Raw genomic sequence first — 21663 nt, 5'->3', positions numbered from 1 at the left:
ATCTAATGAGTAGGCTAGAATGTATTACTTTTGATCATAACGCCAACGGTTTTAAAAATGATAATGATATCTATCTTTAAGGAAACGTTAGAGATGTAGTGAAAATCATATTGCAGATTATGGTGAATCGGTTCCTTGCGAACATCACTTACTTGCCATAATCCAGTAATCCCTGGTTTCACCAGAAAACGTCTGCGCTCCAGATCCGTGTAGCTTTCTTCTACGATACGCTTCATTTCAGGTCTGGGACCTATGAAGCTCATGTCACCCTTGATAATATTAAGCAATTGTGGAAGCTCATCCAGGCTCGTTTTACGAAGTAATCTACCCAGCCGTGTAATTCTCGGATCATCACTTGTCGTTGGAGATATGCCATATTTCGGCGCATCCGTGCGCATCGTTCTGAATTTATAGATACTAAATTTAACTCCGTTTTTCCCATAACGTTCTTGTCTGAATATTATAGGTCCTTTGGAATCAAGTTTAATCATAATCGCTGCAACAAGCATGACTGGTGATGTAATCAGCAACATCACAGCCGCAATAATAAAATCGATAAACGGTTTTATTACGTCAGCATATCCGCCAACACGCTGGGAGTATGGCTGTTCCAATACTGCCGAAGTGCCATCCTTGCCCAGGGCTTCTCCACTCCCAAAGTATTCCGGTCTTGGAAGTTTCACAGACTATCCCCTCCTGGGACAAGCATTTGGTTCAATTGTTCCTTCATCAAAATCTCTTCAATCGCCATCAGGATAGGTGCACGCAATTCTTTATTTTTGAGAGCAAAATCAAGTGTGGTCAGGATGTAGCCCAGCTTCTCACCCACATCAAACCGTGAGCCTTCAAAATCATACGCACTAATTCCCTCATCCCGATTCAGCATTTGCAGCGCATCCGTGAGTTGGATCTCACCACCAGCACCCACATTTTGTTCTTCCAGATACTCAAAAACTTTAGGTGTCAAAATGTAACGGCCCATAATAGCCAAGTTGGAAGGTGCTGTACCCAACGGAGGTTTTTCAACCATGCTGTTTACAGAAGATAAGCGTCCCTCTGTATGCAGGGGATCAATAATTCCGTAGCGGTAGGTTTCACTTGGACTTACCGTTTTCACACCGAGTACAGATTGGTTGACCTTCTCATATTGCTGAATGAGTTGCTTCGTGCACGGCACCTCAGAAACCACAATATCATCACCTAGCAATACAGCAAACGGTTCATTGCCAATAAAGTTTCGAGCACACCATACTGCATGCCCGAGTCCCAGTGCTTCCTTCTGCCTTATGTAATGAATATCAACGTTAGAGGACTTTCGGACATCTTCCAGTAAGCTGAGCTTTCCTTTTTCGAGCAGATTTTGCTCCAGTTCAAACGCGCTGTCAAAATGATCTTCAATCGCACGTTTTCCCTTGCCCGTTACAATAATAATGTCCTCAATCCCGGAAGCTACAGCTTCTTCAACGATGTATTGAATGGTCGGTTTATCTACAATAGGGAGCATTTCTTTAGGCATTGCCTTTGTAGCGGGTAAAAATCGGGTTCCCAAGCCGGCTGCGGGAATGATTGCTTTCCTCACTTTAGTCATCAAATACCACCCTATCCATTATTATTTTTTATGTTTAAAAGCATGAGTTGGATCATTTAAATCCATGAAACCATGAAATAAATTGATGCAATTCTTACTTTTAATTTCATAAAAGGGCATTAAACCCAACCTCACATCACACCCTTGACGATATACGTCTAAGGTACACTACCCACAGTGTGACCGAGTGCCTACCTTGATAAAGGTATAGTAGACATCACCTTGACAATATTATTTGTGGATCAATGTGGACATTCTTTAAGCATTTTCCCCATAGTACGCATTTCGGCTCTTTGGCACCTGTACATTGTTCAAGACAGCTCCAAGGATACGTGCATTCACATGTTCAAGATGGGCTTTTGCCTTTTTGACGAGATCCTTCTTCACCTTGCCCGCGCTCACGACAAGAATGACGCCATCACACAATGAACTAATAATTAAAGCGTCTGTAACTGCCAGAACAGGAGGTGTGTCAAATAAAATCACATCATATTCCTCCTTCAAATCTTCAAGTAAAGCTGTCATTTTACGAGATCCAATCATCTCTGAAGGATTAGGAGGTATTGGGCCGGAAGACAGGACATGCAGACCTTCCACTCCAGTTTCCCGAAGTACTTCCGTAACTGTATATTGACTGGATAACACACTGGTCAGCCCCACATGGTTGGGAACATTAAACATGCGATGTACCGCAGGTTTGCGAAGGTCCGTATCCATAAGGAGTACCTTTTTCCCTTCCTGTGCATAGGTAACTGCCAGATTGCCGATTGTAGTGGTCTTGCCTTCACCAGATAAGGCCGAAGCAATCATGATGGTTTGGATCTGACTATCAATCGATGAGAATTGGATATTGGTTCTCAACTTCCGATACGCCTCAGATGACGTAGACTTGGGATTAGCCATGGTTACAAGGCTCCCTTTTTCATTGGTTGACCGTGGCATACTGACCATCACCTACCTGTTTTTGAGATGTAGTTGACTGTTTGGAAAAACGCGCTTCCTCTTTTCTGATCTTAGAGATGACAGCTAGTGCAGGTATACCCAATTCTTTTTCCAATTCATCTTCCGTTTTCAAGGTATCGTCCAGATATTCCAATAGGAATACGAACCCTACAGACAGTAGAAGTCCCACAAGGAAACTGATTAGAATGTTTATAACAGGATTTACATTAATGGGTCTAGAGGAATCCGTAGGCTTGGCTTCACTCAGAATCGTTACGTTGTCCACTTTCATAATTACGGGGATTTGGGATTTAAACACTTTGGCAACGGCGTTCACTGTTTTCGCTGCTTTTTCAGAAGATAAACCGGTGGCGGTCAAACTCATAACCTGGGATTCGTTCGCGGTCGTTACCCGTATGCTCTGTGCTAGTTGATTCCCGCTCATATCTAGATCGGGATATGTAGCAGCAACTTTATCGAGAATTGCTGAAGATTTAATAATTTCGATATAGGAATTAATCACTTTAATATTGGTTTGAATTGAACTAATATCAAGGTTCGGAATACCTTGAGCGTTATAAGCCTGGTTCACGATTAATTTGGCATTCGCCTCGTAAATAGGTACAGTCAAAAAATAATTTTTAACACCTGCCCCTATACAAGCAACTGCTACAAAGCCAATAATGATCCAAATTCGTTTGCGTAATATTTGCATATACTCTTTTAGCTCCATACTGTATTCCTCCCATTCAAGTCAGCAAATTATGATGAAGATCGTTTCCTCTTAGTTGGTTACCAGAACAACAATCTACGCCTCATGATCGTTGGTTCTTCCGGCTCTACGATTTGATTGTTCCATACCGAGCACGCATTATTTTGCAGAGTTTGAACTAGCCGACTTCCAAATCGGCGTTCAAGCAGGTGATATGCGGCTTTCATTGAGAATGTTCTTTCTTCCATATTATGGGCATCTGATGAAATGAAATGAAATCCGTTTTCTTTGCAAAAATGGAAACACCATTTCTGAACTTTTCGCCCGAAAAGTCCCATGACCGATTGAGCCGTAATTTGACATAGAGCACCTTGCCCAAGATATTCAACCAATAAATCGGGATTGTTCTGAATTGGACGATTTCGTTCGGGATGAGCAATAATAGGAATGATACCCGCCAACTTAAGTTCTTGGAGTATCCCGGGGAACTGCGAGGGGATATGACCAAAGGGCAATTCCAGCAACATGTAACGGCTCCCGGCGAGCGTGCAGCACTTTTCTGCGTATAAGTCTGCAATCAGGTTGTCATGCACCCTGATCTCCTGTCCGGGACGGATCTCCAAGCAAATGTTGCGTTTGCGAAGTTCTGCATGTAGCAGGTCCACTGCCTGATTGACCACGTTGGGTTTATTGTTGTACTGCCCGTTCAGGTGATGCGGAGTAGCAATGATCGAGGTAATTCCTGAGGCTGCCGCTTTCTCAGCCATCGCAATGGACTGTTCCATATGAACAGGGCCATCATCCAGACCGGATAAAATGTGGCAGTGCATTTCAACCATATCCAAACTTCCTCAATGTATGATCCCCCTCGCCCCTTTATTCATTGCGCAAATGCTTTTGGTGTTAAAGAACTAATGCATAACGCTATGAAATATAGTAAAATGGCGTTAAGTACATGCTTGTTCAGAATATGTTTAGAATGTGTTCAACTCATATGGTAAAATCAATGTAATGATAGGTTTCCTGCAAGTTAGGTTGTTCCGATGCCTTCTCATATTGAAACCGGGAAACCGTCGGAAACTGAACTTCTCGAATCATTGTATTTAACTGTCCCGTTATATATAGTGTCTGCTCTTGCTGAATATGCAAGCTTGAATGATACAATGTGAGCTCACCGAAGGGCTGTTTCCATTGCAACTTTGCGTGGAGTCGCACACATACATGGCTATCTTCTACATCCAAACCAATCAGCATTTCTGATGATATTGGCAAGTCCAGGTCGCTCAGGAAGGTGATCGCTCGTGTGTCCATACCAAGCAACAGAACGGGGCGTCTTTTGCGGTCTACCAATTTGCCATGAAACTCCTGAATGTACATATGGACATTTAATTTGAGATCCGCCCATTCCTGAATCATTGAATTCATGGCTTCATTCCTTTAGAATGGATTAGCTTGCAAGAGTTGCCTATACTCCTTCTCACAGGTATATTGGCTAGGCAACGTGGTCATACTTTAAAATATCCCAAATGATACATTTTGTAACTCCATACGTCCAATTTACGATACAATTTGTATCATGTCAAGCAGTATTTGGACATGGTTCTTTTGATTTACGACAATATGAGATGTCCTTAGACAGACCTATATACAACTAGGACTAATAAGGCGTTACGATGATGCAGGAAAGCTGCCCTGATCAAACACTTGGCTCAGGATTGTTCTAATATATATTTGATGGCGTTCAGGGGGAAATAGCATATGAGCTACGGAAATCGCATTGCTGAATTAAGGGAACAGCGGGGACTTACTCAAGAAGAACTTGCGAGCTCCATTCATATTACAAGAGCTGCTCTCTCCCACTACGAGAAAAACCGACGCAAACCGGATTTCGAAGTGTTAACGAGACTTGCTGACATCTTTGGCGTATCCATTGATTATCTCATTGGACGGACGAAACAAAGTGATGTCGTGATGGATGAGGACGTAAGGCAATTCGTGGACGCCCTTGAATTATCGGATAAGGAAGTGCTGGAACGCTTCGGCCTGATGATTGATGGCAAACCCTTAACAGAAGAAGAGGCACGTCGTTTTATTGCTTTTGTCCGCATGGAACGCAGTATGGATTAAACCCGCAAAGAAGACCCAGTACCGAGAAATATCACTCTCCGGTTTCTGGGCTTTTTTATGTCTTGATTTCCCTCCATCTATTCTATGCTTGTTAATGTGTTGTCAAGCGCGCTTGTTGTTGTCGGAGGATGCGAAATGGTTCCAACGCTCCGGGTCGATTCCACATTGCAGTAAAACTTTCATGATGTCCATCTGGGTTGCTTCGACTGGTTTACCTTTCGGCTTACGATCGCCCCTGTTTGGTTGCTTCATATTCATTCCGCTAACCTCTCTTATCTTTATACTTTCCCTACACTCCAAAACTAGCCTTATTATACTTGAGAAAGTTCCTCAATGTTGTCGTCTCATGGCGATAGCGTTTTTTGTGCGGGTTCTAATTTTGTCGAAAACCAAATAGGAGCTCTACAGCGCCTCATTGGCCGCCATAAAGCTCCTATTATTCTTAATACAACCCGTTCATGCACTCGAACAGGAATGTATTAACCTCCTGCACGTGCAAGTTCACGCATGTTGGCTTCAAAAGCAGCCAGCAAAGCAGCCTCTCCAGTCAGGCCCGTTGCCTGAATCCGTTCGATTTGCTCGGTCATTCGTTTGAAGTCCTTCGGGATAACCCGGACAAATTGATCTACAGATTGCTGCCAGTTATCCAGAATGCGCTGACCCGCCGCACTGCCTGTATTCGCAACGTGGCGTTGAATCATGCCCCGCAGATCTGCACTCTCAGAGACATCTTCTATACGCTCCAAAAGTACCATTTCCAGATTACAACGTTTCAGGAATGTGCCTTTTGGATCATACACATAAGCAATACCGCCGGACATCCCGGCTGCAAAGTTACGACCTGTATCACCCAGAACGACGACACGTCCACCCGTCATGTACTCACAACCATGGTCACCTACACCTTCAACAACCACTTTGGCACCCGAGTTCCGTACAGCAAACCGTTCCCCGGCGATACCACGAATATAGGCTTCACCACTGGTTGCCCCATATAGAGCGGTGTTACCAATGATGATGTTATCTTCGGCATCAAATGTGGCTTTTGGTGAAGGCATGACGATCAGTTTACCTCCGGACAACCCTTTACCTACATAGTCATTGGAATCCCCTTCAACGGTCAATGTCATACCTTTAGGTACAAAGGCCCCAAAGCTTTGTCCAGCAGAACCAACAAATTTGAATTGAACCGTATCTTCCGGCAATCCTGCAATTCCATATTTGCGCGTAATTTCGCTACCCAAAATGGTACCTACTGCACGGTTTACGTTGGTAATTGGAAGCACCGCTTCAACCGGTTGACCGGATTCAAGCGCAGGTTGTGCCAGTGGGAGCAACTGCTGCATATCCAGCGTTTCTTCCAATTGGTGGTTTTGATGCTGTGTACGGTAACGTGCAGAGCCTTCCGGCATTTCAGGCACATGCAGTAATACGGACAGATCTACACCTTTCTTCTTCCAGTGGTCTACTGCCTCTACTGTTTCAAGACAATCAGTACGGCCCACCATTTCCTGAATGGTACGGAAGCCAAGATCTGCCATGATTTCACGAACATCTTCAGCAACAAAACGCATGAAGTTAACGACATGAGCAGGATCTCCCGTGTAATTTTTACGCAATTCAGGGTTTTGTGTCGCTACACCTACCGGACATGTATCCATCTGGCAGACACGCATCATGATACAGCCGAGTGCAACGAGTGGTGCGGTAGAGAATCCATACTCCTCAGCTCCCAGCAAAGCAGCGATAGCCAAGTCACGACCATTCAGCATTTTGCCGTCCGTTTCCAGAACAACGCGGTCACGCAGATTGTTCAGCATCAACGTTTGATGTGTCTCAGCAAGCCCCAGCTCCCAAGGCATTCCCGCGTGGCGAATCGAGCCTTGCGGGGATGCACCTGTACCACCGTCATAACCGCTAACGAGGATAATATCGGCACGACCTTTGGCTACGCCAGCCGCGATCGTTCCAACGCCGACTTCGGATACCAATTTAACGTTAATCTCTGCACGTGGATTGGCATTTTTCAAGTCATAGATCAACTCAGCCAGATCCTCAATCGAGTAGATATCATGGTGCGGTGGCGGAGAGATCAGACCTACACCCGGTGTTGATCCACGAACCTCAGCAACCCAAGGGTATACCTTACGTCCAGGCAGCTGTCCACCTTCACCCGGTTTTGCTCCCTGTGCCATCTTGATCTGAATCTCGTCGGCATTGACCAGATAGTTGGATGTTACACCAAAACGTCCGGATGCCACCTGTTTGATCGCACTGCGACGAGAATCACCGTTACTATCTTTAATGAAGCGAGCCGGATCTTCCCCGCCTTCACCTGTATTGGATTTACCACCAACACGGTTCATCGCAATAGCGAGATCTTCGTGTGCCTCTTTGCTGATTGAACCGAAGGACATTGCCCCTGTTTTGAAACGGCGCATAATGTCTTCAACGGATTCTACTTCTTCTAAAGGAATCGCAGGACCGACCGGTTTCAGTCTCAGCATGGAGCGAATGGTCAACAACTGATCATTTTCGCCTTGCACGAGTTTGGAATACTTTTTATACAGTTTGTAATCGCCAGTACGTACTGCATGTTGCAGCGTATGGATCGTTTGCGGATTGAACAGATGCTCTTCTCCGTCGTTACGCCATTGGTATTCCCCGCCGGAATCCAGTACTTTGTCATTGCCATCTTTGTCCGTAAAGGCACGGTTGTGATGAGTCAATGCTTCGGCAGCCACTTCTTCCAGACCAATCCCGCCAATTCGCGAAGGTGTCCACGTAAAGTAACGATCAACGAAGTCTGATTTCAGACCCACCGCTTCGAAGATTTGAGCCCCGCGATAGGATTGAATCGTCGAAATTCCCATTTTGGACAATATTTTAATAACGCCCTTGGTAGCGGCTTTAATATAGTTCTTCACGGCTTTCTCATGTGAGATGCCACGCAGCAGCCCTTGCTGAATCATGTCATCCAGCGTTTCAAACGCCAGATAAGGGTTCACCGCACTTACGCCGTAACCAAGCAACAAGGCATAGTGATGAATATCACGCGGCTCTGCCGATTCCAGCAAAATGCTGACTTTGGTTCTGGTTCCTTTACGAATCAGATGGTGATGCAAACCTGCTACAGCCAGCAATGCTGGAATAGCCGCATTCTCGGCGTCAACACCACGATCAGACAGGATCAAAATGTTATGACCTTTGTCAATGACACGGTCCGCAGCTTCGAAGAGCAGTTCCATCGCTTTGCGAAGTCCTTCTGCGCCCTCTTTTGCTGTAAAGAAGATCGGAATCGTCATGGAACGGAAGCCCGGGCGACGAACGTGGCGAATCTTCGCAAAATCCTCATTAGAAAGTACCGGTGTATCCAAACGAATCTGACGACAGCTCTCTGGTTCAGGATTCAATAGGTTACGCTCAGGTCCGATCGTTGTTGCCGTAGAGGTTACAATCTCTTCACGAATCGCATCGATCGGTGGATTGGTAACTTGTGCAAACATCTGCTTAAAATAGTTATACAGACGCTGCGGACGATCCGACAAAACCGCCAGTGGTGCATCATAACCCATGGAGCCTGTAGCTTCCATACCTGTTGATGCCATTGGCTCCAACACTTTGCGCAATTCTTCAAATGTATATCCATACGCCAACTGAAGCTGGGTTACGTTATCATGTTTTGGATCAGGCAGTTCCGGTGCATCCGGCAGCTCATTCAGATCCATCAGATGCTCATCGAGCCAATCCTGATACGGATTCTCGGCCGCAATGAGAGCTTTCACTTCCTCATCCGCAATGATACGTCCTTGTTGTGTATCGACAAGCAGCATACGTCCAGGACGCAGACGATCTTTATAGAGAATTTCTTCAGGAGCGATATCAAGTACCCCTACCTCGGAGGACAAAATAATACGGTCGTCTTTCGTTACATAGTAACGTGCAGGACGCAGACCATTACGGTCAAGAGTTGCACCAATCTGCAAACCGTCGGTAAAGGCCATAGCTGCAGGTCCGTCCCACGGCTCCATCATCGTGCTGTGGTATTCATAGAATGCCTTTTTGGCAGGGTCCATTCCCTCATCTGTACTCCAAGGCTCAGGAACCATCATCATGGCCACGTGTGGCAATGAACGGCCGCTCAAATACAGGAACTCCAGCGTGTTATCAAACATCGCTGTATCCGAACCATCCGGATTGATAACCGGTTTTACTTTCGAAATGTCATTACCGAACAATTCGCTCTCAAACAGCGACTGCCGGGCATGCATCCAGTTTACGTTACCACGCATCGTATTGATCTCACCGTTGTGGATCATGAAGCGATACGGGTGAGCACGTTCCCAGCTTGGGAATGTATTCGTACTGAAACGGGAGTGAACAAGCGCCATCGCTGATTCCACGAGATCTTCCTGAAGATCCAGATAGAACTGTCCCACCTGTTCAGTTGTCAGCATGCCTTTGTAGACGATTTTGCGACAGGACAAGCTTGGCAGGTAGAATGAACCACCCTCTGCTTCATCCGCCGAATAACGAATAGCAAGCTCCGCACGTCTACGAATGACGTACAATTTCCGTTCAAATCCCAATTCATCCTTAACTTCTGTCGATCTTCCAATGAACACCTGACGTACATAAGGCTTCGCTGCAAGCGCAGAACGTCCAAGCATTTCATCAAACGTAGGCACATCCCGGAAACCGAGGAATGTCTGGCCTTCTTCTTCAATGATCTTCTTAAGGCTCTCTTCATGCGCGCTTCGAATGACAGGGTCTTGTGAAAGGAACAACATTCCTACGCCATAGAACCCCTGTTCAGGCAATGCAAAACCAAGACGGTCCGCTTCCTGCGCAAAATAGCGATGTGGAATCTGGATCAAGATACCAGCTCCGTCACCGGAATTCGGCTCACTGCCCTGTCCTCCGCGGTGTTCCATGTTACTGAGCATGGTCAGTGCCTGACTAACGATGTCGTGTGAAGGTACTCCTTTGATGTTGGCAACAAAACCCATTCCGCATGCGTCTTTTTCGAACTGTGGGTCGTACAGACCCTGTTTAGGAGGTAATCCGATGTGTCTCATGGAACGCAACCTTTCTATAGTGAAGTATTTCGGAAAGATCAAGAACATAGGCAACAAGCAACAATGAAACGGGAGGAGCGGGCATTTTCAACATGAAAAATCACCTGCTAGATGAACGAGGGCGACAGCAATAAGGGCTGTCTATCTTATAAGTGCTGCTATTGCGGCAGAGGCTATCCATGAGATGAGCTGATCCGGATCATCCGGCAAACAGCTTGGTATAACAACACGCAACCGCTGGCACGGCCGCTGATATGGAGCGACGTTTTTTGATATAGTTCTATTATTTTAACACCGAGCTAACATCAGCGCAATTTAAACTTTTTAATACCTCTGATAAGAAATGTTTTGCAGTACAGCTTTAGTGTATTGACGTTAAAATTCATCTCTTTTTCGAATAATTATACACATTTTATGTCAGAGTACAACTAATTTTAATTGCTGACAAAAGAAAATCATTCCATATGTGGCCTGCGTTTAACCATAGTTGGTCCAATTTCTCATGCCATGTTCCAGCGAATATCTTCATCCTTATGCATTTGTATACAAAAAGAGTCTGCAACCCATTTTCGGGTCGCAGACTCTTTGCACTATTTGACTACTATATTGCATAATTATGATACTTGAGTTCAAAGTTTATTTTCACTATTCTGTCCTATTCCGGTTCAATTCGGCTTATGCCGTCACAACTTGACCGGATTCAGCCACTTCGACTTCTTTTTTGCGACGTCTGCCGTTCCAAAGGAAGAAAGCCAATGTCAGCAGCACAGAAATACCTGCATAGATTGCCAGAATACCGACCTGATGCCACATCACATCGAAATTGCCACTGGATACAACTGCTTTGAAGCCCATGATGCTGTGCGTCATTGGCAACCAAGGGCTAAATGCCTGAAGCCACGACGGAATCAGTTCTACTGGGAATGTTCCCGCACTTGCTGCAAGTTGGAAGACCAATAACAGGATGACAACATATCGTCCTGGCAAGTCAAGCCAAGTTACGAGGGCCTGAACAATAAACATAAAGGTCAGTCCGGTAAAGATTGTGAACAGATAGAACAGCGGAACGCTGTGTGTTTCCAGTCCAAGACCGTACAGCATGAAGCTTGCCACGATCACGGATTGAATAATGCTCACAAAACCGAATACGAGTGTTCGGCTGACAAAACGGTTCCAACCCGTTGCGCCCGGTACGGAAGTTTCCCGCATTTTCAAAACAATCGTTGAAATCAGTGATCCAACAAACAAACCAATGGACAGGAAGAACGGCGTCAACCCTGTACCGTAATTGCTCACGTTTTCTGTTGTGTTCTCGGATGTATTCACAGGTTCAGCGAACATATTCACCACATCGTCCGTTTTCTTGACTTCTGATGTTTTCTGAGCCGCATCATTCAGCTTGGTAGCCAGTTCGCTTGAGCCGTCTTTCAGCTCAGTTAAACCGTCTGCCAGCTTGCCTGCACCATCACCGAGTTGTTTGGAGCCGTCCGTGAGTGAACTCACGCCACCGCTCAGTTTACCTACACCCGTTTGCAGGGCTGTAGTCCCGGAGCCCAGTTGCTTGGCTCCATCTGCTAGCAACGTACCACCACTTGCAGCTTCGCCCAGCTTGCCGCTAAACTGCTTCAGGCCATCGGAGAGCTTCGCTCCGCCCTGGCTAAGCTGTCCAGCTCCCGCCAGCAATTGCTGTTGGCCATCTACCAACTGGTTCGCACCCGTCAGTAGCTGCTCTTGGCCTCCGTGAAGCTCGGACGCACCTGCTGCCAGTTGCTGATTGCCCTGGTGCAACTGATCTGCACCCTGCGCGAGCTTCTGTTCGCTCTCACGCAGTTGCTTACTGCCTTCGGCGACTGCTGTGCTGGCTGCCAGCAGCTTCTGTACGTCCTCACTAGCTGCCAGTTCAGGGTTGGATGCAGCTAGCTGCTTCAACCCGTCGGCCACGCCCTGGGCTCCGTCAGCAACCTTGATGCTGCCGTCTACTGCCGATTGCAGGCCAGTGGCCAATGTGCCGCTGCCTTGCACTGCACTTTGCAGACCCTCGGACAGCTTCGCACTGCCCTGCTCAGACGATTTCAGACCCGCTTGCAGCTTGCCTGCTCCGTCCACGGAAGACTTCAGTCCAGTTTCCAGCTTGGCACTGCCGTCCTTCAACTGGTCTGCACCACTCTGAAGCTGGCTTGTCGCCGCCGCTTGAAGCTGCTGCAAACCGGATACCAGATTCGATGTTCCACTTTCAAGTTTGGTTGCACCTGTGTGAAGTGCATTGACACCATCACTTAATGGAGACAAGCCATCCTGAAGTTCCAATGTTCCGGAGGCCAGCTTCGCCAGATTATCCTTGAGCTTAACAGCTCCATCATCCAGCTTGCCTGCGCCCGTATTCAAGTCTCCTGCGCCGTCGCCAGCTTCAGCCAATCCGTCCGATACTTCGGAAAACTTGTCGAGCAGGGTCTCCGCATAGGATTCCGTTACTTTGGCCGAAACCTTAGCTTTCAGATCCTTGATAGCCGTCTTTCCAATCTGCGCACCCACGAAGCTGTAATTTCCATTCGGTTCGTAGATCAGATCAGCCGGTTCTGGCTTATCATCAAGCAACGTGGTTGCCTGGGATGAAAAGTTTTCCGGGATCGTAATTTGCATATAATACTTGTCGTTTTCCATGCCTTCTTTAGCTTGACTGGCACTGACAAAATCCCATTTAAAATCTGCATTCTTCTTCAGCTCATCAACGAGGTCACTACCGACATGCAATGATTTGCCTTCCAGCTCTGCACCTTTATCAAGATTAACAACCGCAACCGGCATTTCATCGACATGACCATATGGGTCCCAGTAGGCAGCCAAATAGATACCACTATATAGAATCGGTATAAACAAAATTGCAATAACGGGGATCAACACCTTCGGGTTTCTCACGGCCGATCCCACATCCTTGAAAAACACGGATAAAGATTTCATGTCATTTTCTCCCCTTGTTCTCTTTGCTTTCCAAGCAGAATAACCATAATGAAATTAATTTGATGCGTTCCGGAAAATTTACCGAAACACGAAGTGACCACTTTCCTCAAACGGTCACTTTAGAGCAAAAAAACAAACCTGTCTCTCGACAAGCCTCACTGCCTGTAATCGTATGACTAACCCATATTATAGTAGAATAAATTCGGGTTACGTTGCAGCAGCAATTCCTTCCATTAAGAAAAGGCGAAAGTAATTCTTGATTTCCTCTTTGCTCAGCGGTTCGTGTTGCTTGCTCCAATCTGAGGTGAGGGCAATGTACAAACGAATCATCATAAAAGCTACTACCTGTGGATCACACTCACGAATCTCTCCGTTGTCTCTTGCCTTCTCAAGCTCCCGAGCCAGAAAATCGGAGATGACTTTCTCCACTTTCTCCAAACCTTCCTTGGCCTGAAGAGTTCCAAAATCCTTAAGCTCCTGGGACAATTTAACCAGCAAATCGTGATCACGGCGAAACTCCAGCAATGAATCAAGTACACGAAACAGATTATCAAAAAAAGCACTTTCCTGATGAACTTCACGATGAGCAATGTTTTTCATTTCCTGGATTACTTCCACCAAAATCTGATCAAACAATTGTTCCTTATTCGTAAAGAACGTGTAGATCGTTCCCTTGCCAACATTCGCAATCTTCGCTACCTGATCCATCGTGGTTGCCTTGTATCCAAACATGGCAAAAGACTGCGCAGCTGCATGAATGACCTGCTGTCTCCTGTCAATCGGAGCCATCATATCCCTCCTCGTTTTCGTTGATCGTCCTCTTTAAATGACCAAAAATACAATTCGGTCATTCGGTCAAAACCAAGATTACCACTCTCACCATCAGATTGCAACCCTAACATTAAAAATTTGTGTTAATTTTTTTTAACCGAAATGCAGTGGAAACTGCTTCTATCGTCGTCTATAGTGTATGATGACTCCAATAACACGGATAAAGACGAAGTTTCGATGTATCAGAACATTAACTATAGTGTAAATATGTAACGAATGAACATGATTTTCCGCTTCGCTGTATATTCATGTAATAATGCAACGTGCGGTATGACTGTGAATGTTAAATTTAAATTGATGAATAAAGGTGAACTCATGCGAAAACCAAGAGTGCTCTTGTTATCCGAAGGTTTCGGCACCGGTCACACCCAGGCCGCCCATGCGCTCGCAAGCGGCATTAAGAAAGTCAGTCCACATGTGCATAGTCGGGTCATTGAGCTCGGCAAATTTTTAAACCCAACAATGGCTCCGCTTATTCTGTCCGCATACCGCAAGACACTAACCGTTCAGCCCAAGCTGGTCAGTCTGCTGTATCGGACGCAATACAACAAATCACTAAACGGATTTACCAAACTGGCCTTGCACCGGATTTTCTATACACAGACGGCTCAAGTCGTATCCCAATTGAAACCCGATGCCGTGATCTGTACCCATCCATTTCCGAATGCGGTCATCTCACGACTGAAACGTCAGGGACTTAATATTCCACTATATACGCTCGTCACAGACTACGACGTACATGCAACGTGGATTAATCCCGAGGTCAACAAATATTTGGTATCCACGCCACAAGTAAAGGCTCTGCTTGAGATCAGGGGTGTTGAGCCCTCTCGCATCCAAATCACAGGTATTCCTGTACATCCTGACTTCTGGGAAGCAGGAGACAAAGTGAGCCTCAGACAGGAAATGGGGCTTCAAAACATGCCCACTGCTCTGCTGATGGGTGGCGGATGGGGACTTTCCTTTGATGAAGAGCATATGAAAGCCCTCGCGTCATGGGCGGATCGGGTGCAGCTGCTGTTCTGTCTGGGAAGCAATGAGAAAATGATTGCCAAGTTGAAGGAAATGTCCTGCTTCCAGCATCCGAATATACGCATTCTCGGGTATACCCGAGAGGTCAGCAAACTCATGGACGTATCCGATGTGCTCATTACGAAACCAGGTGGCATGACTTGTACAGAAGCACTGGCTAAAGGCTTGCCGATGTTATTCGTTCCTCCATTGCCGGGACAGGAAGAAGAAAACTGTGAATATTTTGTACAAGCCGGATACGGCCAGGTCATTCACTCTGCTGACGTTATTGCCAATCGCTTCAGGCATTTATGTGAGCAGATCTATGCACCACGTGAAGCTGAAAGCCAGCTGAAATCAGTCCACAAACCAGAGAGCAGAAACACCTATGATCCAACGTGTTGTGCCCAGGCTGTTCATGATTTATTGTTCCCGGCTACAGCGGAAGTCACATCCGCACCTAAGGAGCGCTTCACAGCCGGAATTGGGGCAACTTCGCTGTCAGGTACCCGAATCCCATTCTAGCAGCTCTATGACCCCTTCTAGTCGTTCTAGGAGGACGTTTAATCTCTTAAAGACATGCATAAAGAAGGTTCCCCTCCATTAATCCGGAAGGGAACCTTCTTTTATTTCGTTCATATCTCCGTATGATTTGCTTCAAAAAAGGGTAATTTAAATAACAAACCCTCTTCACCAATTAAATTAAAAACGACGAAATAAAACTGCATTACAGGGCTTTTCAAGGTCTATGTAGTAAATACATAGTTAACTACCCTGCCTGTTTGCAGAATTTACAGGTCAATTACTTGTAAAAAGTATGATGCCCGATCGTTTTTACTTTTTTCTGGGAGCGAGCCACTGTCAGATCGTCCGCAAGCGTCAATGACAAGAAATAATACGTATCATCGGCGACTTCCTTTTTCCCATTCAACGCTGCATTAACTGCCTTGATACTGTCCTCATTAGGAGTAACACGTTTCAAGCGCCCGTTCGCTACAGGACTGAATTGAGATTTCTGGTAGATTACTTTGTAAATGGTATCGGGAAAATTGGCTGACCGCAGCCGGTTTAAGACAACATTGGCAACTGCCACTTTGCCTTCGTACGGTTCACCTTCCGCCTCTGCCATGACGATTTTTTGCAGCAGAAGCAGCTCTTTATCGGACACACTGTATGACCAGGTCGCAAGTTTCGAGTCTTCCTGGTTCAGAAGTTTGGTCCGCGTAAAGTAAAGTTTTTGGGGGGGAGTCGTAATTGCAGCTACTGCTTTGGCATGCTCGATCTTGGCCAATTTCAGAGCAGCCTCTTTCTTCGCTTTGGCCGCTGCTGCAGCTCGGGCCGCATGTTTAGCCTTGGCTTCCTTCTGTTGCTGCTCTTCCTGAGCAGCCGTCAGCCAGTTCTTGGCCGGGAGCGAGTTGGTCCAGTTACTAGTCTGGATAGACCCATCAGTAGATAGACTTGTCCCGTCTTCCATCATTCGCCTGTCTCCGCTAAAAGAATTTTCGCTATTTTCTGCAGAAGCCGCGAGTTCGGTCATCTGTTTGCTATCACTTGCCTCATTCCACTTTCCAGTCGCCTGAACGACATTAGCCCCCACTATACATACAAGCAGCACAGATAACATCGGTGCCACCCAACGATTCTTGCTTATAATATCCATTCGAAGATTCCTCCTGTCGAAACAATTCCCTAATCTAAGTAACCACAAAAAAAGAATTTGAATAACGATGGCTAATATTACATAGGGAATAACGTAATGTCAATGTGATTTTATGTCATAACAATGAGTTTCAGGAAAAAGAAAACGTATCCACGACCTCATACATCGGCGACTGACCTGGCTGTGTCACATAAAGCACAAAATCTTGGATCATCCATGAATTAACACCCAAAGAATGTTCAGGAAGCACTCCAAATATTCCTTTATCCTCATTTCCTGGAACTTGTCCCAGAAATTTTCTTGCAATGGTAATGTGCGGAGAATAAGGTCTCAATTCAGCCTCGTATCCAAGAGATGAAGTAGCTTCCACGATTCGTTTTTGCAGCAGATTCAGTTGGTCTTTTTCTCCTTCAACGCCTCTCCACAACACTTTGGGCGTTTCTTCCAGACCGAACGTTCCCCATCCGGATAATTGTAGCTCAAAAGGCTGGAATCCTACACTTGCCGAGCGCAAGGTTTTTCGAAGTTGCCCAATGTCACTAACAAGTGTATCCCCCAGAAATTGCAATGTAATATGATAATCCCGATGATCCGTCCATTTGCGAAAGTCAAGCTTTCCTTGCACCAATTCGGCAGACATGCGAAGTGATTGTTGAATATGAGCCGGCACCCGAAGTGCAGTAAATAATCTTTCCCGTCGAGATGGAAGGTCCGTATATGAATACTTATTCATGGTATACACCTCTTCTAAAGTTCGTTTTTATTATTTCACAGTCGTCTCTATGGTTTCAAGTTGGTTAATTATAGAGTGACACAATTTCTGGGATTTGCACATGAGGCTGCATTCCTGCCTTTTACGCACATCGCCTTCTTTTCTGCTACACTAAAAGCACAACATATTTAAATTCAGGAGGCCACTAACTATGGGTAAAATTGTATGTTTTCCATCCTTGTCGACGAAGCAGCAACAACGCATTCTGGATGCAGCACCAGGTTATACACTTACGGTTAGCAAAGCTAAGGAGATTGATTCATCGGAGTTAAAAGAAGTCGAAATTATCGTAGGCTGGTCTCCTCTGGTAACCGAACATGCACTGAAAGAAAACAGTCCTCTGAAGTGGGTTCAGGTCTGGTCCGCAGGTGTGGACAACCTTCCTTTCTCAGATTTGGAACAAAAAAGCATATTGGTAACCAGTGCTAATGGCGTACATGCCATTCCCATTACCGAAATTATTCTGGGTATGATGTTGTCCCACAGCCGCTGGCTCAGACAAGCGATGCTGCACCAGCAGCAGGCAGAGTGGAAATCACCAGGCAAACCACTTCCGGAATTGCATGGTAAAACAGCGGTTATCGTCGGCGTCGGAGAGATTGGATCAGAAACTGCGCGCATTCTCAAAGCACTGGGCATGAACGTCATTGGGGTTCGACGCTCCGGAAAAGACGTTCCAAATGTTGACCAAATGTACAATATGTCCGGCCTACATGAAGCACTGAGCCAGGGCGATTACGTCATCAATATTTTGCCACTCACCGATGAAACCCATCATATCTATGATCAGGCTGCATTCGAGCATTTCAAATCCGGTTCCTGTTTCGTCAATGTTGGACGTGGTCCAAGCGTGAATACGGAAGCTCTGCTGGGTGCACTGGACAGTGGACAGGTCGCCTTTGCTGCACTTGACGTATTCGAGGAGGAGCCGCTCCCTGCCGATCATCCACTGTGGGGTAAGGATAACGTCTTGATTACGCCGCATATTGCAGGCAGTACAGAGCAATACACCGAGCGGGCACTTGATATTTTTGTTCAAAATTTGGAAGCATATATCGCCGGGAAAACCCTTCCGCTCAATCTGGTGAATTATAGTCATAAATACTAAAAATGCTTATTTTTCTTATGTGAAATTGTACAAATTCATGTAAGGTAGTTTCCCTACGAAAATCAAAAACCTCCATACCGGAAAATAGATTTTTTCCGGTATGGAGGTTTTTTCAGTTATTTTCAGCGCAGTCGTTCTAAGTGCATAGCCAAATGTGACGTATAAACGTGCCTTTGCTCACCGTTCGATACTGATCGATGTTCCATCCGGCATCCAGAATGTGCCCCTCCACCCATTCGGTGGAAACGATCACTGCCCGTCCTGCAAGTCTCTTCAAACTCGTCAACATGGCAAGTTGTTCCTCATCCGGAAGAACAGAACAGAGATTATATGGCATGTCCAGAATAACTGCATCGTAGAAACCTTCCAGATCATTCATATCCCCGAGGGAAATTCTGGCTGGATCATAACCATAATGAGGAAGATTAATCCGCGCACCCTGTACCGCCAAAGGGTTCAAATCATTTCCTTTGGCCTCAATTCCCATCGACAATGCCTCAATTACAACGGTTCCCATTCCGCAGCATGGATCGAGCAACTGATGTCCCTCCACTTGCGGAATAGCAATGTTGACTAACGCTCTGGCTAACGTAACACCAAGGCCTGTAGAGTAATTTTGCGGCTTCTGATGATGGGTTTGCCACGAGCGATCGGCTTCTGTCCATTGACCGAAGAGCCATTTTCCATTCACATGCATTAGTCCAAAAGTCACGTCAGGCTGTTTCATCATAGCTTTGCCTTTAATGCACATGCCCAGCTCTTTTTCCAGCAGACGGCAATGCGCATAATCCGGCATGTCATCGCCCTCTTTCAAGCAGACAACCTTGAATGTTTCACCAGATGACAGATCGATTTGTGAAGCGGCAGGTTTCAGACCTGCCACTGTATCCGCTTCGGCCATCACATCCAGTCTGCCCCGGACAAACGGACTTCTACCCGGTGGAATGCATATATTGGAGCGAACATAGGCGTGATCTCCTGAACCAATATCTGTGCCAGGAACAAGCATGGTTCCCAATTCCATTTCACATAGGGCACGTTCATTCTCATGGCAAGCGAAGGTATATACGTAACTTCCGACAACTGAATCTTTGCTGTTTGTAGAGCTCAACATGGTAGCCGTCCTTCATGTTTCTTCTATTATAAGAAGAGGTTTTATATTTTTAATTTTTCAATGGAAGCCAGCAGATCTTCGGACAGGTCTTTCAAGGTTTGAATATTGCCGCTAATCGTTTCCATTGAACTCACCTGTTCTTCGGCCGACGCTGACACTTCCTCTACACTGGCCGCGGATTCCTCTGATACTGCCGAAATTTGTTGACTGAAATTATGCATGCGCCCGCTCGCTTCCTGCATGCCTTCCAGACCATCCGTCATTGTACCAATGACCTGGACCATACCCTCTACCGACTCACTAATGGTACGGAACAGATTGCCGGAATTACGTACTTGCTGCTGCCCGCGCTCTGTCTCCAGTACACCTGTTCGTAATTCCTCAACAACCCCCTGGGAATCCTTCTGAATATCCCCCGTGATGGCGGTAATCTCTTCCACAGAAGTCCGAACAGCTTCAGACAATTTCCGCACTTCTGCTGCAACGACTGCAAATCCGCGTCCACTCTCTCCTGCACGGGCAGCTTCGATGGAAGCATTCAATGCGAGCAGGTTGGTCTGGCGCGCAATGTCATGAATGACTTGAACCAACTGCGATATGTCTTCGTTTTTGCGGTCCAGCTGTTCCATCTTGTTCATGGAAGACGAAACTGCGCCAGCAATCTGCTGCATCTGATTCACGGATTGCTCCATGGACTCGCGACCGGTCCGTCCTTGTTTCAGAATGAGGTCTGACATCAGCCGAAGCTGATTCCCCTGCTCCGAATGTTGCTGAATATTTGCGTTCAACCCCTCGACGGTACGGGCGGATTCAACAGCCGTTTCCGCCTGACTCTCTGCCGCTTTTGCTGACTCTTCCATCGTTATAGCAATTTGGCGACTGCCGATCTTAACCTCTTCAGAGGAAATGGCCAATTCGCTGCTTTGACGGTTGACGGCTTCAGCGATTCGTCTGACATTCAGTACCATGGAGGTCAGATTACCTTTCATGTCATTCACGGCTTTGGCAAGAACACCAACTTCGTCTTCATGTTTGGTATGTATGTCCTGGACATTTAATTGACCTTCCGCAATCAGTTTCACGGCACTAATCACCCGAAGCAGCGGTTTAACAACTTGTGAACGGATGATTGGAATCGCAATTGCTGTAATGATAATCATCACCAGTACACCAACAACAATAATCATTCGGCCATCCTGTACGGATCGAATCGTCTGCGCAGCAGAGATACTGGACTGTTCCTGATTGTATTCCACCAGATAATCCAGATCGACTTGCATGGCATCGAAGGAATCGGCCCCTTTTTCGGACACTTCCTTGGCCAATTGTTCCTGGCCTTCATCACTCAGCTTAATGGACTGTGTGTTAATCTTGAGGTACGCTGCCCACTTCGTTTTGAATGCATCCCATTGTTCCTTTTCTTCCGTTGTCTTTTCCTGTTGATCGTATATTTTAATTGCCTGGGCCGTTTCACGAATATACTTGGTACGTTCTTCAGCGAGGCTCGCTTTGTCCCCAGCCTGTGCATCATAATGGCGATAACTCAATGACAAAATATGTTCTGTCGTATAGTTCAAACGGTTAATCTGTTGGAGTGAGGGCATCCAGTTATTAGTGATCTCATTCGTGTTTCTTTCCATCGAGTTCATTCGTGTAACAATCGTGACACTAAGAAGAATTAAACAGAGGATTAATAGATAGAACGCGATGCTGATACGCAGACCGATACTCTTGATCCTGAATCTGCTGAACATATGATTTC

Annotated in this window: 17 protein-coding genes; 3 read left to right on the top strand and 14 right to left on the bottom strand. The window is 46.1% G+C overall.

Annotated elements, in window-relative coordinates:
* Positions 1-14: 14 nt before the first annotated feature.
* The 6 genes from ACDJ58_RS05100 to ACDJ58_RS05075 form a co-directional block, all read right to left on the bottom strand.
* Positions 15-683, bottom strand: a complete 669-nt coding sequence (locus ACDJ58_RS05100; protein ID WP_413376051.1) for a sugar transferase — start codon at positions 681-683, stop codon at positions 15-17.
* Entirely contained in the window at positions 680-1588 is a 909-nt protein-coding gene (gene galU / locus ACDJ58_RS05095; protein WP_413376049.1) for a UTP--glucose-1-phosphate uridylyltransferase GalU, read from the bottom strand. Before galU ends, ACDJ58_RS05100 begins: the two co-directional genes overlap by 4 nt.
* A 258-nt stretch (positions 1589-1846) precedes the next feature.
* Entirely contained in the window at positions 1847-2530 is a 684-nt protein-coding gene (locus ACDJ58_RS05090; protein ID WP_413376047.1) for a CpsD/CapB family tyrosine-protein kinase, read from the bottom strand.
* The gene (locus ACDJ58_RS05085) at positions 2511-3263 is read right to left on the bottom strand and encodes a YveK family protein (protein ID WP_413376045.1); all 753 of its coding nucleotides are present in this window, start codon (positions 3261-3263) and stop codon (positions 2511-2513) included. Before ACDJ58_RS05085 ends, ACDJ58_RS05090 begins: the two co-directional genes overlap by 20 nt.
* Positions 3264-3322: 59 nt before the next feature.
* Complete coding sequence (locus tag ACDJ58_RS05080) at positions 3323-4081, bottom strand: tyrosine-protein phosphatase (protein WP_413376043.1); 759 nt, start codon at positions 4079-4081, stop codon at positions 3323-3325.
* 151 nt (positions 4082-4232) lie between these two features.
* On the bottom strand, positions 4233-4667 hold the full coding sequence (locus ACDJ58_RS05075; RefSeq protein WP_413376041.1) for a hypothetical protein: 435 nt from the start codon (positions 4665-4667) through the stop codon (positions 4233-4235).
* Positions 4668-5000: 333 nt separating this feature from the next.
* Here ACDJ58_RS05075 and ACDJ58_RS05070 point away from each other — a divergent pair, with 333 nt between their 5' ends.
* Positions 5001-5369: a helix-turn-helix domain-containing protein gene (locus tag ACDJ58_RS05070; protein ID WP_113051794.1), complete on the top strand. Its 369-nt coding sequence runs from the start codon at positions 5001-5003 to the stop codon at positions 5367-5369.
* A 102-nt stretch (positions 5370-5471) separates the two neighbouring features.
* Here ACDJ58_RS05070 and ACDJ58_RS05065 read toward each other — a convergent pair whose 3' ends face one another.
* The 4 genes from ACDJ58_RS05065 to ACDJ58_RS05050 form a co-directional block, all read right to left on the bottom strand.
* Positions 5472-5627, bottom strand: coding sequence for a hypothetical protein (locus ACDJ58_RS05065; RefSeq protein WP_160319736.1), 156 nt, complete (start codon positions 5625-5627; stop codon positions 5472-5474).
* 221 nt (positions 5628-5848) lie between these two features.
* The gene (gene gltB / locus ACDJ58_RS05060) at positions 5849-10447 is read right to left on the bottom strand and encodes a glutamate synthase large subunit (protein WP_413376038.1); all 4599 of its coding nucleotides are present in this window, start codon (positions 10445-10447) and stop codon (positions 5849-5851) included.
* A gap of 675 nt (positions 10448-11122) precedes the next feature.
* Entirely contained in the window at positions 11123-13405 is a 2283-nt protein-coding gene (locus ACDJ58_RS05055; RefSeq protein WP_413376036.1) for a YhgE/Pip family protein, read from the bottom strand.
* Between the two features lie 207 nt (positions 13406-13612).
* Complete coding sequence (locus ACDJ58_RS05050) at positions 13613-14194, bottom strand: TetR/AcrR family transcriptional regulator (RefSeq protein ID WP_063564517.1); 582 nt, start codon at positions 14192-14194, stop codon at positions 13613-13615.
* Positions 14195-14551: 357 nt separating this feature from the next.
* Here ACDJ58_RS05050 and ACDJ58_RS05045 point away from each other — a divergent pair, with 357 nt between their 5' ends.
* Positions 14552-15772 carry an MGDG synthase family glycosyltransferase gene (locus ACDJ58_RS05045; protein WP_413376034.1) on the top strand — a complete coding sequence of 407 codons (1221 nt, stop codon included), beginning with the start codon at positions 14552-14554 and terminating at the stop codon, positions 15770-15772.
* Between the two features lie 277 nt (positions 15773-16049).
* Here ACDJ58_RS05045 and ACDJ58_RS05040 read toward each other — a convergent pair whose 3' ends face one another.
* Together ACDJ58_RS05040 and thpR are read right to left on the bottom strand one after the other, a co-directional pair.
* Positions 16050-16907, bottom strand: coding sequence for a cell wall hydrolase (locus tag ACDJ58_RS05040; protein ID WP_413376032.1), 858 nt, complete (start codon positions 16905-16907; stop codon positions 16050-16052).
* A 130-nt stretch (positions 16908-17037) separates the two neighbouring features.
* A complete protein-coding gene (gene thpR, locus ACDJ58_RS05035) occupies positions 17038-17640 on the bottom strand; it encodes an RNA 2',3'-cyclic phosphodiesterase (RefSeq protein ID WP_413376030.1) in 603 nt (200 codons plus the stop codon).
* A gap of 190 nt (positions 17641-17830) precedes the next feature.
* Here thpR and ACDJ58_RS05030 point away from each other — a divergent pair, with 190 nt between their 5' ends.
* A complete protein-coding gene (locus ACDJ58_RS05030) occupies positions 17831-18787 on the top strand; it encodes a D-2-hydroxyacid dehydrogenase (protein ID WP_413376028.1) in 957 nt (318 codons plus the stop codon).
* Positions 18788-18923: 136 nt separating this feature from the next.
* On the opposite strand, the gene ACDJ58_RS05025 is transcribed toward ACDJ58_RS05030, so the two are convergent.
* A complete protein-coding gene (locus tag ACDJ58_RS05025; RefSeq protein ID WP_413376026.1) occupies positions 18924-19901 on the bottom strand; it encodes a TRM11 family SAM-dependent methyltransferase in 978 nt (325 codons plus the stop codon).
* A 41-nt stretch (positions 19902-19942) separates the two neighbouring features.
* Complete coding sequence (locus ACDJ58_RS05020; RefSeq protein ID WP_413376024.1) at positions 19943-21655, bottom strand: methyl-accepting chemotaxis protein; 1713 nt, start codon at positions 21653-21655, stop codon at positions 19943-19945.
* Between the last annotated feature and the right edge of the window lie 8 nt (positions 21656-21663).

Origin of the sequence: Paenibacillus taichungensis (assembly GCF_047302525.1) — a bacterium.
GTDB classification, from domain to species: Bacteria; Bacillota; Bacilli; order Paenibacillales; family Paenibacillaceae; genus Paenibacillus; species Paenibacillus taichungensis_B.
This window is presented reverse-complemented; position numbering and strand designations above follow the sequence as displayed.

Bases quoted from the DNA above. Each gene is read 5' to 3' on its own strand.
- galU (WP_413376049.1), bottom strand. From the start codon at position 1,588: ATGACTAAAGTGAGGAAAGCAATCATTCCCGCAGCCGGCTTGGGAACC.
- ACDJ58_RS05090 (WP_413376047.1), bottom strand. From the start codon at position 2,530: ATGCCACGGTCAACCAATGAAAAAGGGAGCCTTGTAACCATGGCTAAT.
- ACDJ58_RS05085 (WP_413376045.1), bottom strand. From the start codon at position 3,263: ATGGAGCTAAAAGAGTATATGCAAATATTACGCAAACGAATTTGGATC.
- ACDJ58_RS05080 (WP_413376043.1), bottom strand. From the start codon at position 4,081: ATGGTTGAAATGCACTGCCACATTTTATCCGGTCTGGATGATGGCCCT.
- ACDJ58_RS05075 (WP_413376041.1), bottom strand. From the start codon at position 4,667: ATGAATTCAATGATTCAGGAATGGGCGGATCTCAAATTAAATGTCCAT.
- ACDJ58_RS05070 (WP_113051794.1), top strand. From the start codon at position 5,001: ATGAGCTACGGAAATCGCATTGCTGAATTAAGGGAACAGCGGGGACTT.
- ACDJ58_RS05065 (WP_160319736.1), bottom strand. From the start codon at position 5,627: ATGAATATGAAGCAACCAAACAGGGGCGATCGTAAGCCGAAAGGTAAA.
- gltB (WP_413376038.1), bottom strand. From the start codon at position 10,447: ATGAGACACATCGGATTACCTCCTAAACAGGGTCTGTACGACCCACAG.
- ACDJ58_RS05055 (WP_413376036.1), bottom strand. From the start codon at position 13,405: ATGAAATCTTTATCCGTGTTTTTCAAGGATGTGGGATCGGCCGTGAGA.
- ACDJ58_RS05050 (WP_063564517.1), bottom strand. From the start codon at position 14,194: ATGGCTCCGATTGACAGGAGACAGCAGGTCATTCATGCAGCTGCGCAG.
- ACDJ58_RS05045 (WP_413376034.1), top strand. From the start codon at position 14,552: ATGCGAAAACCAAGAGTGCTCTTGTTATCCGAAGGTTTCGGCACCGGT.
- ACDJ58_RS05040 (WP_413376032.1), bottom strand. From the start codon at position 16,907: ATGGATATTATAAGCAAGAATCGTTGGGTGGCACCGATGTTATCTGTG.
- thpR (WP_413376030.1), bottom strand. From the start codon at position 17,640: ATGAATAAGTATTCATATACGGACCTTCCATCTCGACGGGAAAGATTA.
- ACDJ58_RS05030 (WP_413376028.1), top strand. From the start codon at position 17,831: ATGGGTAAAATTGTATGTTTTCCATCCTTGTCGACGAAGCAGCAACAA.
- ACDJ58_RS05025 (WP_413376026.1), bottom strand. From the start codon at position 19,901: ATGTTGAGCTCTACAAACAGCAAAGATTCAGTTGTCGGAAGTTACGTA.
- ACDJ58_RS05020 (WP_413376024.1), bottom strand. From the start codon at position 21,655: ATGTTCAGCAGATTCAGGATCAAGAGTATCGGTCTGCGTATCAGCATC.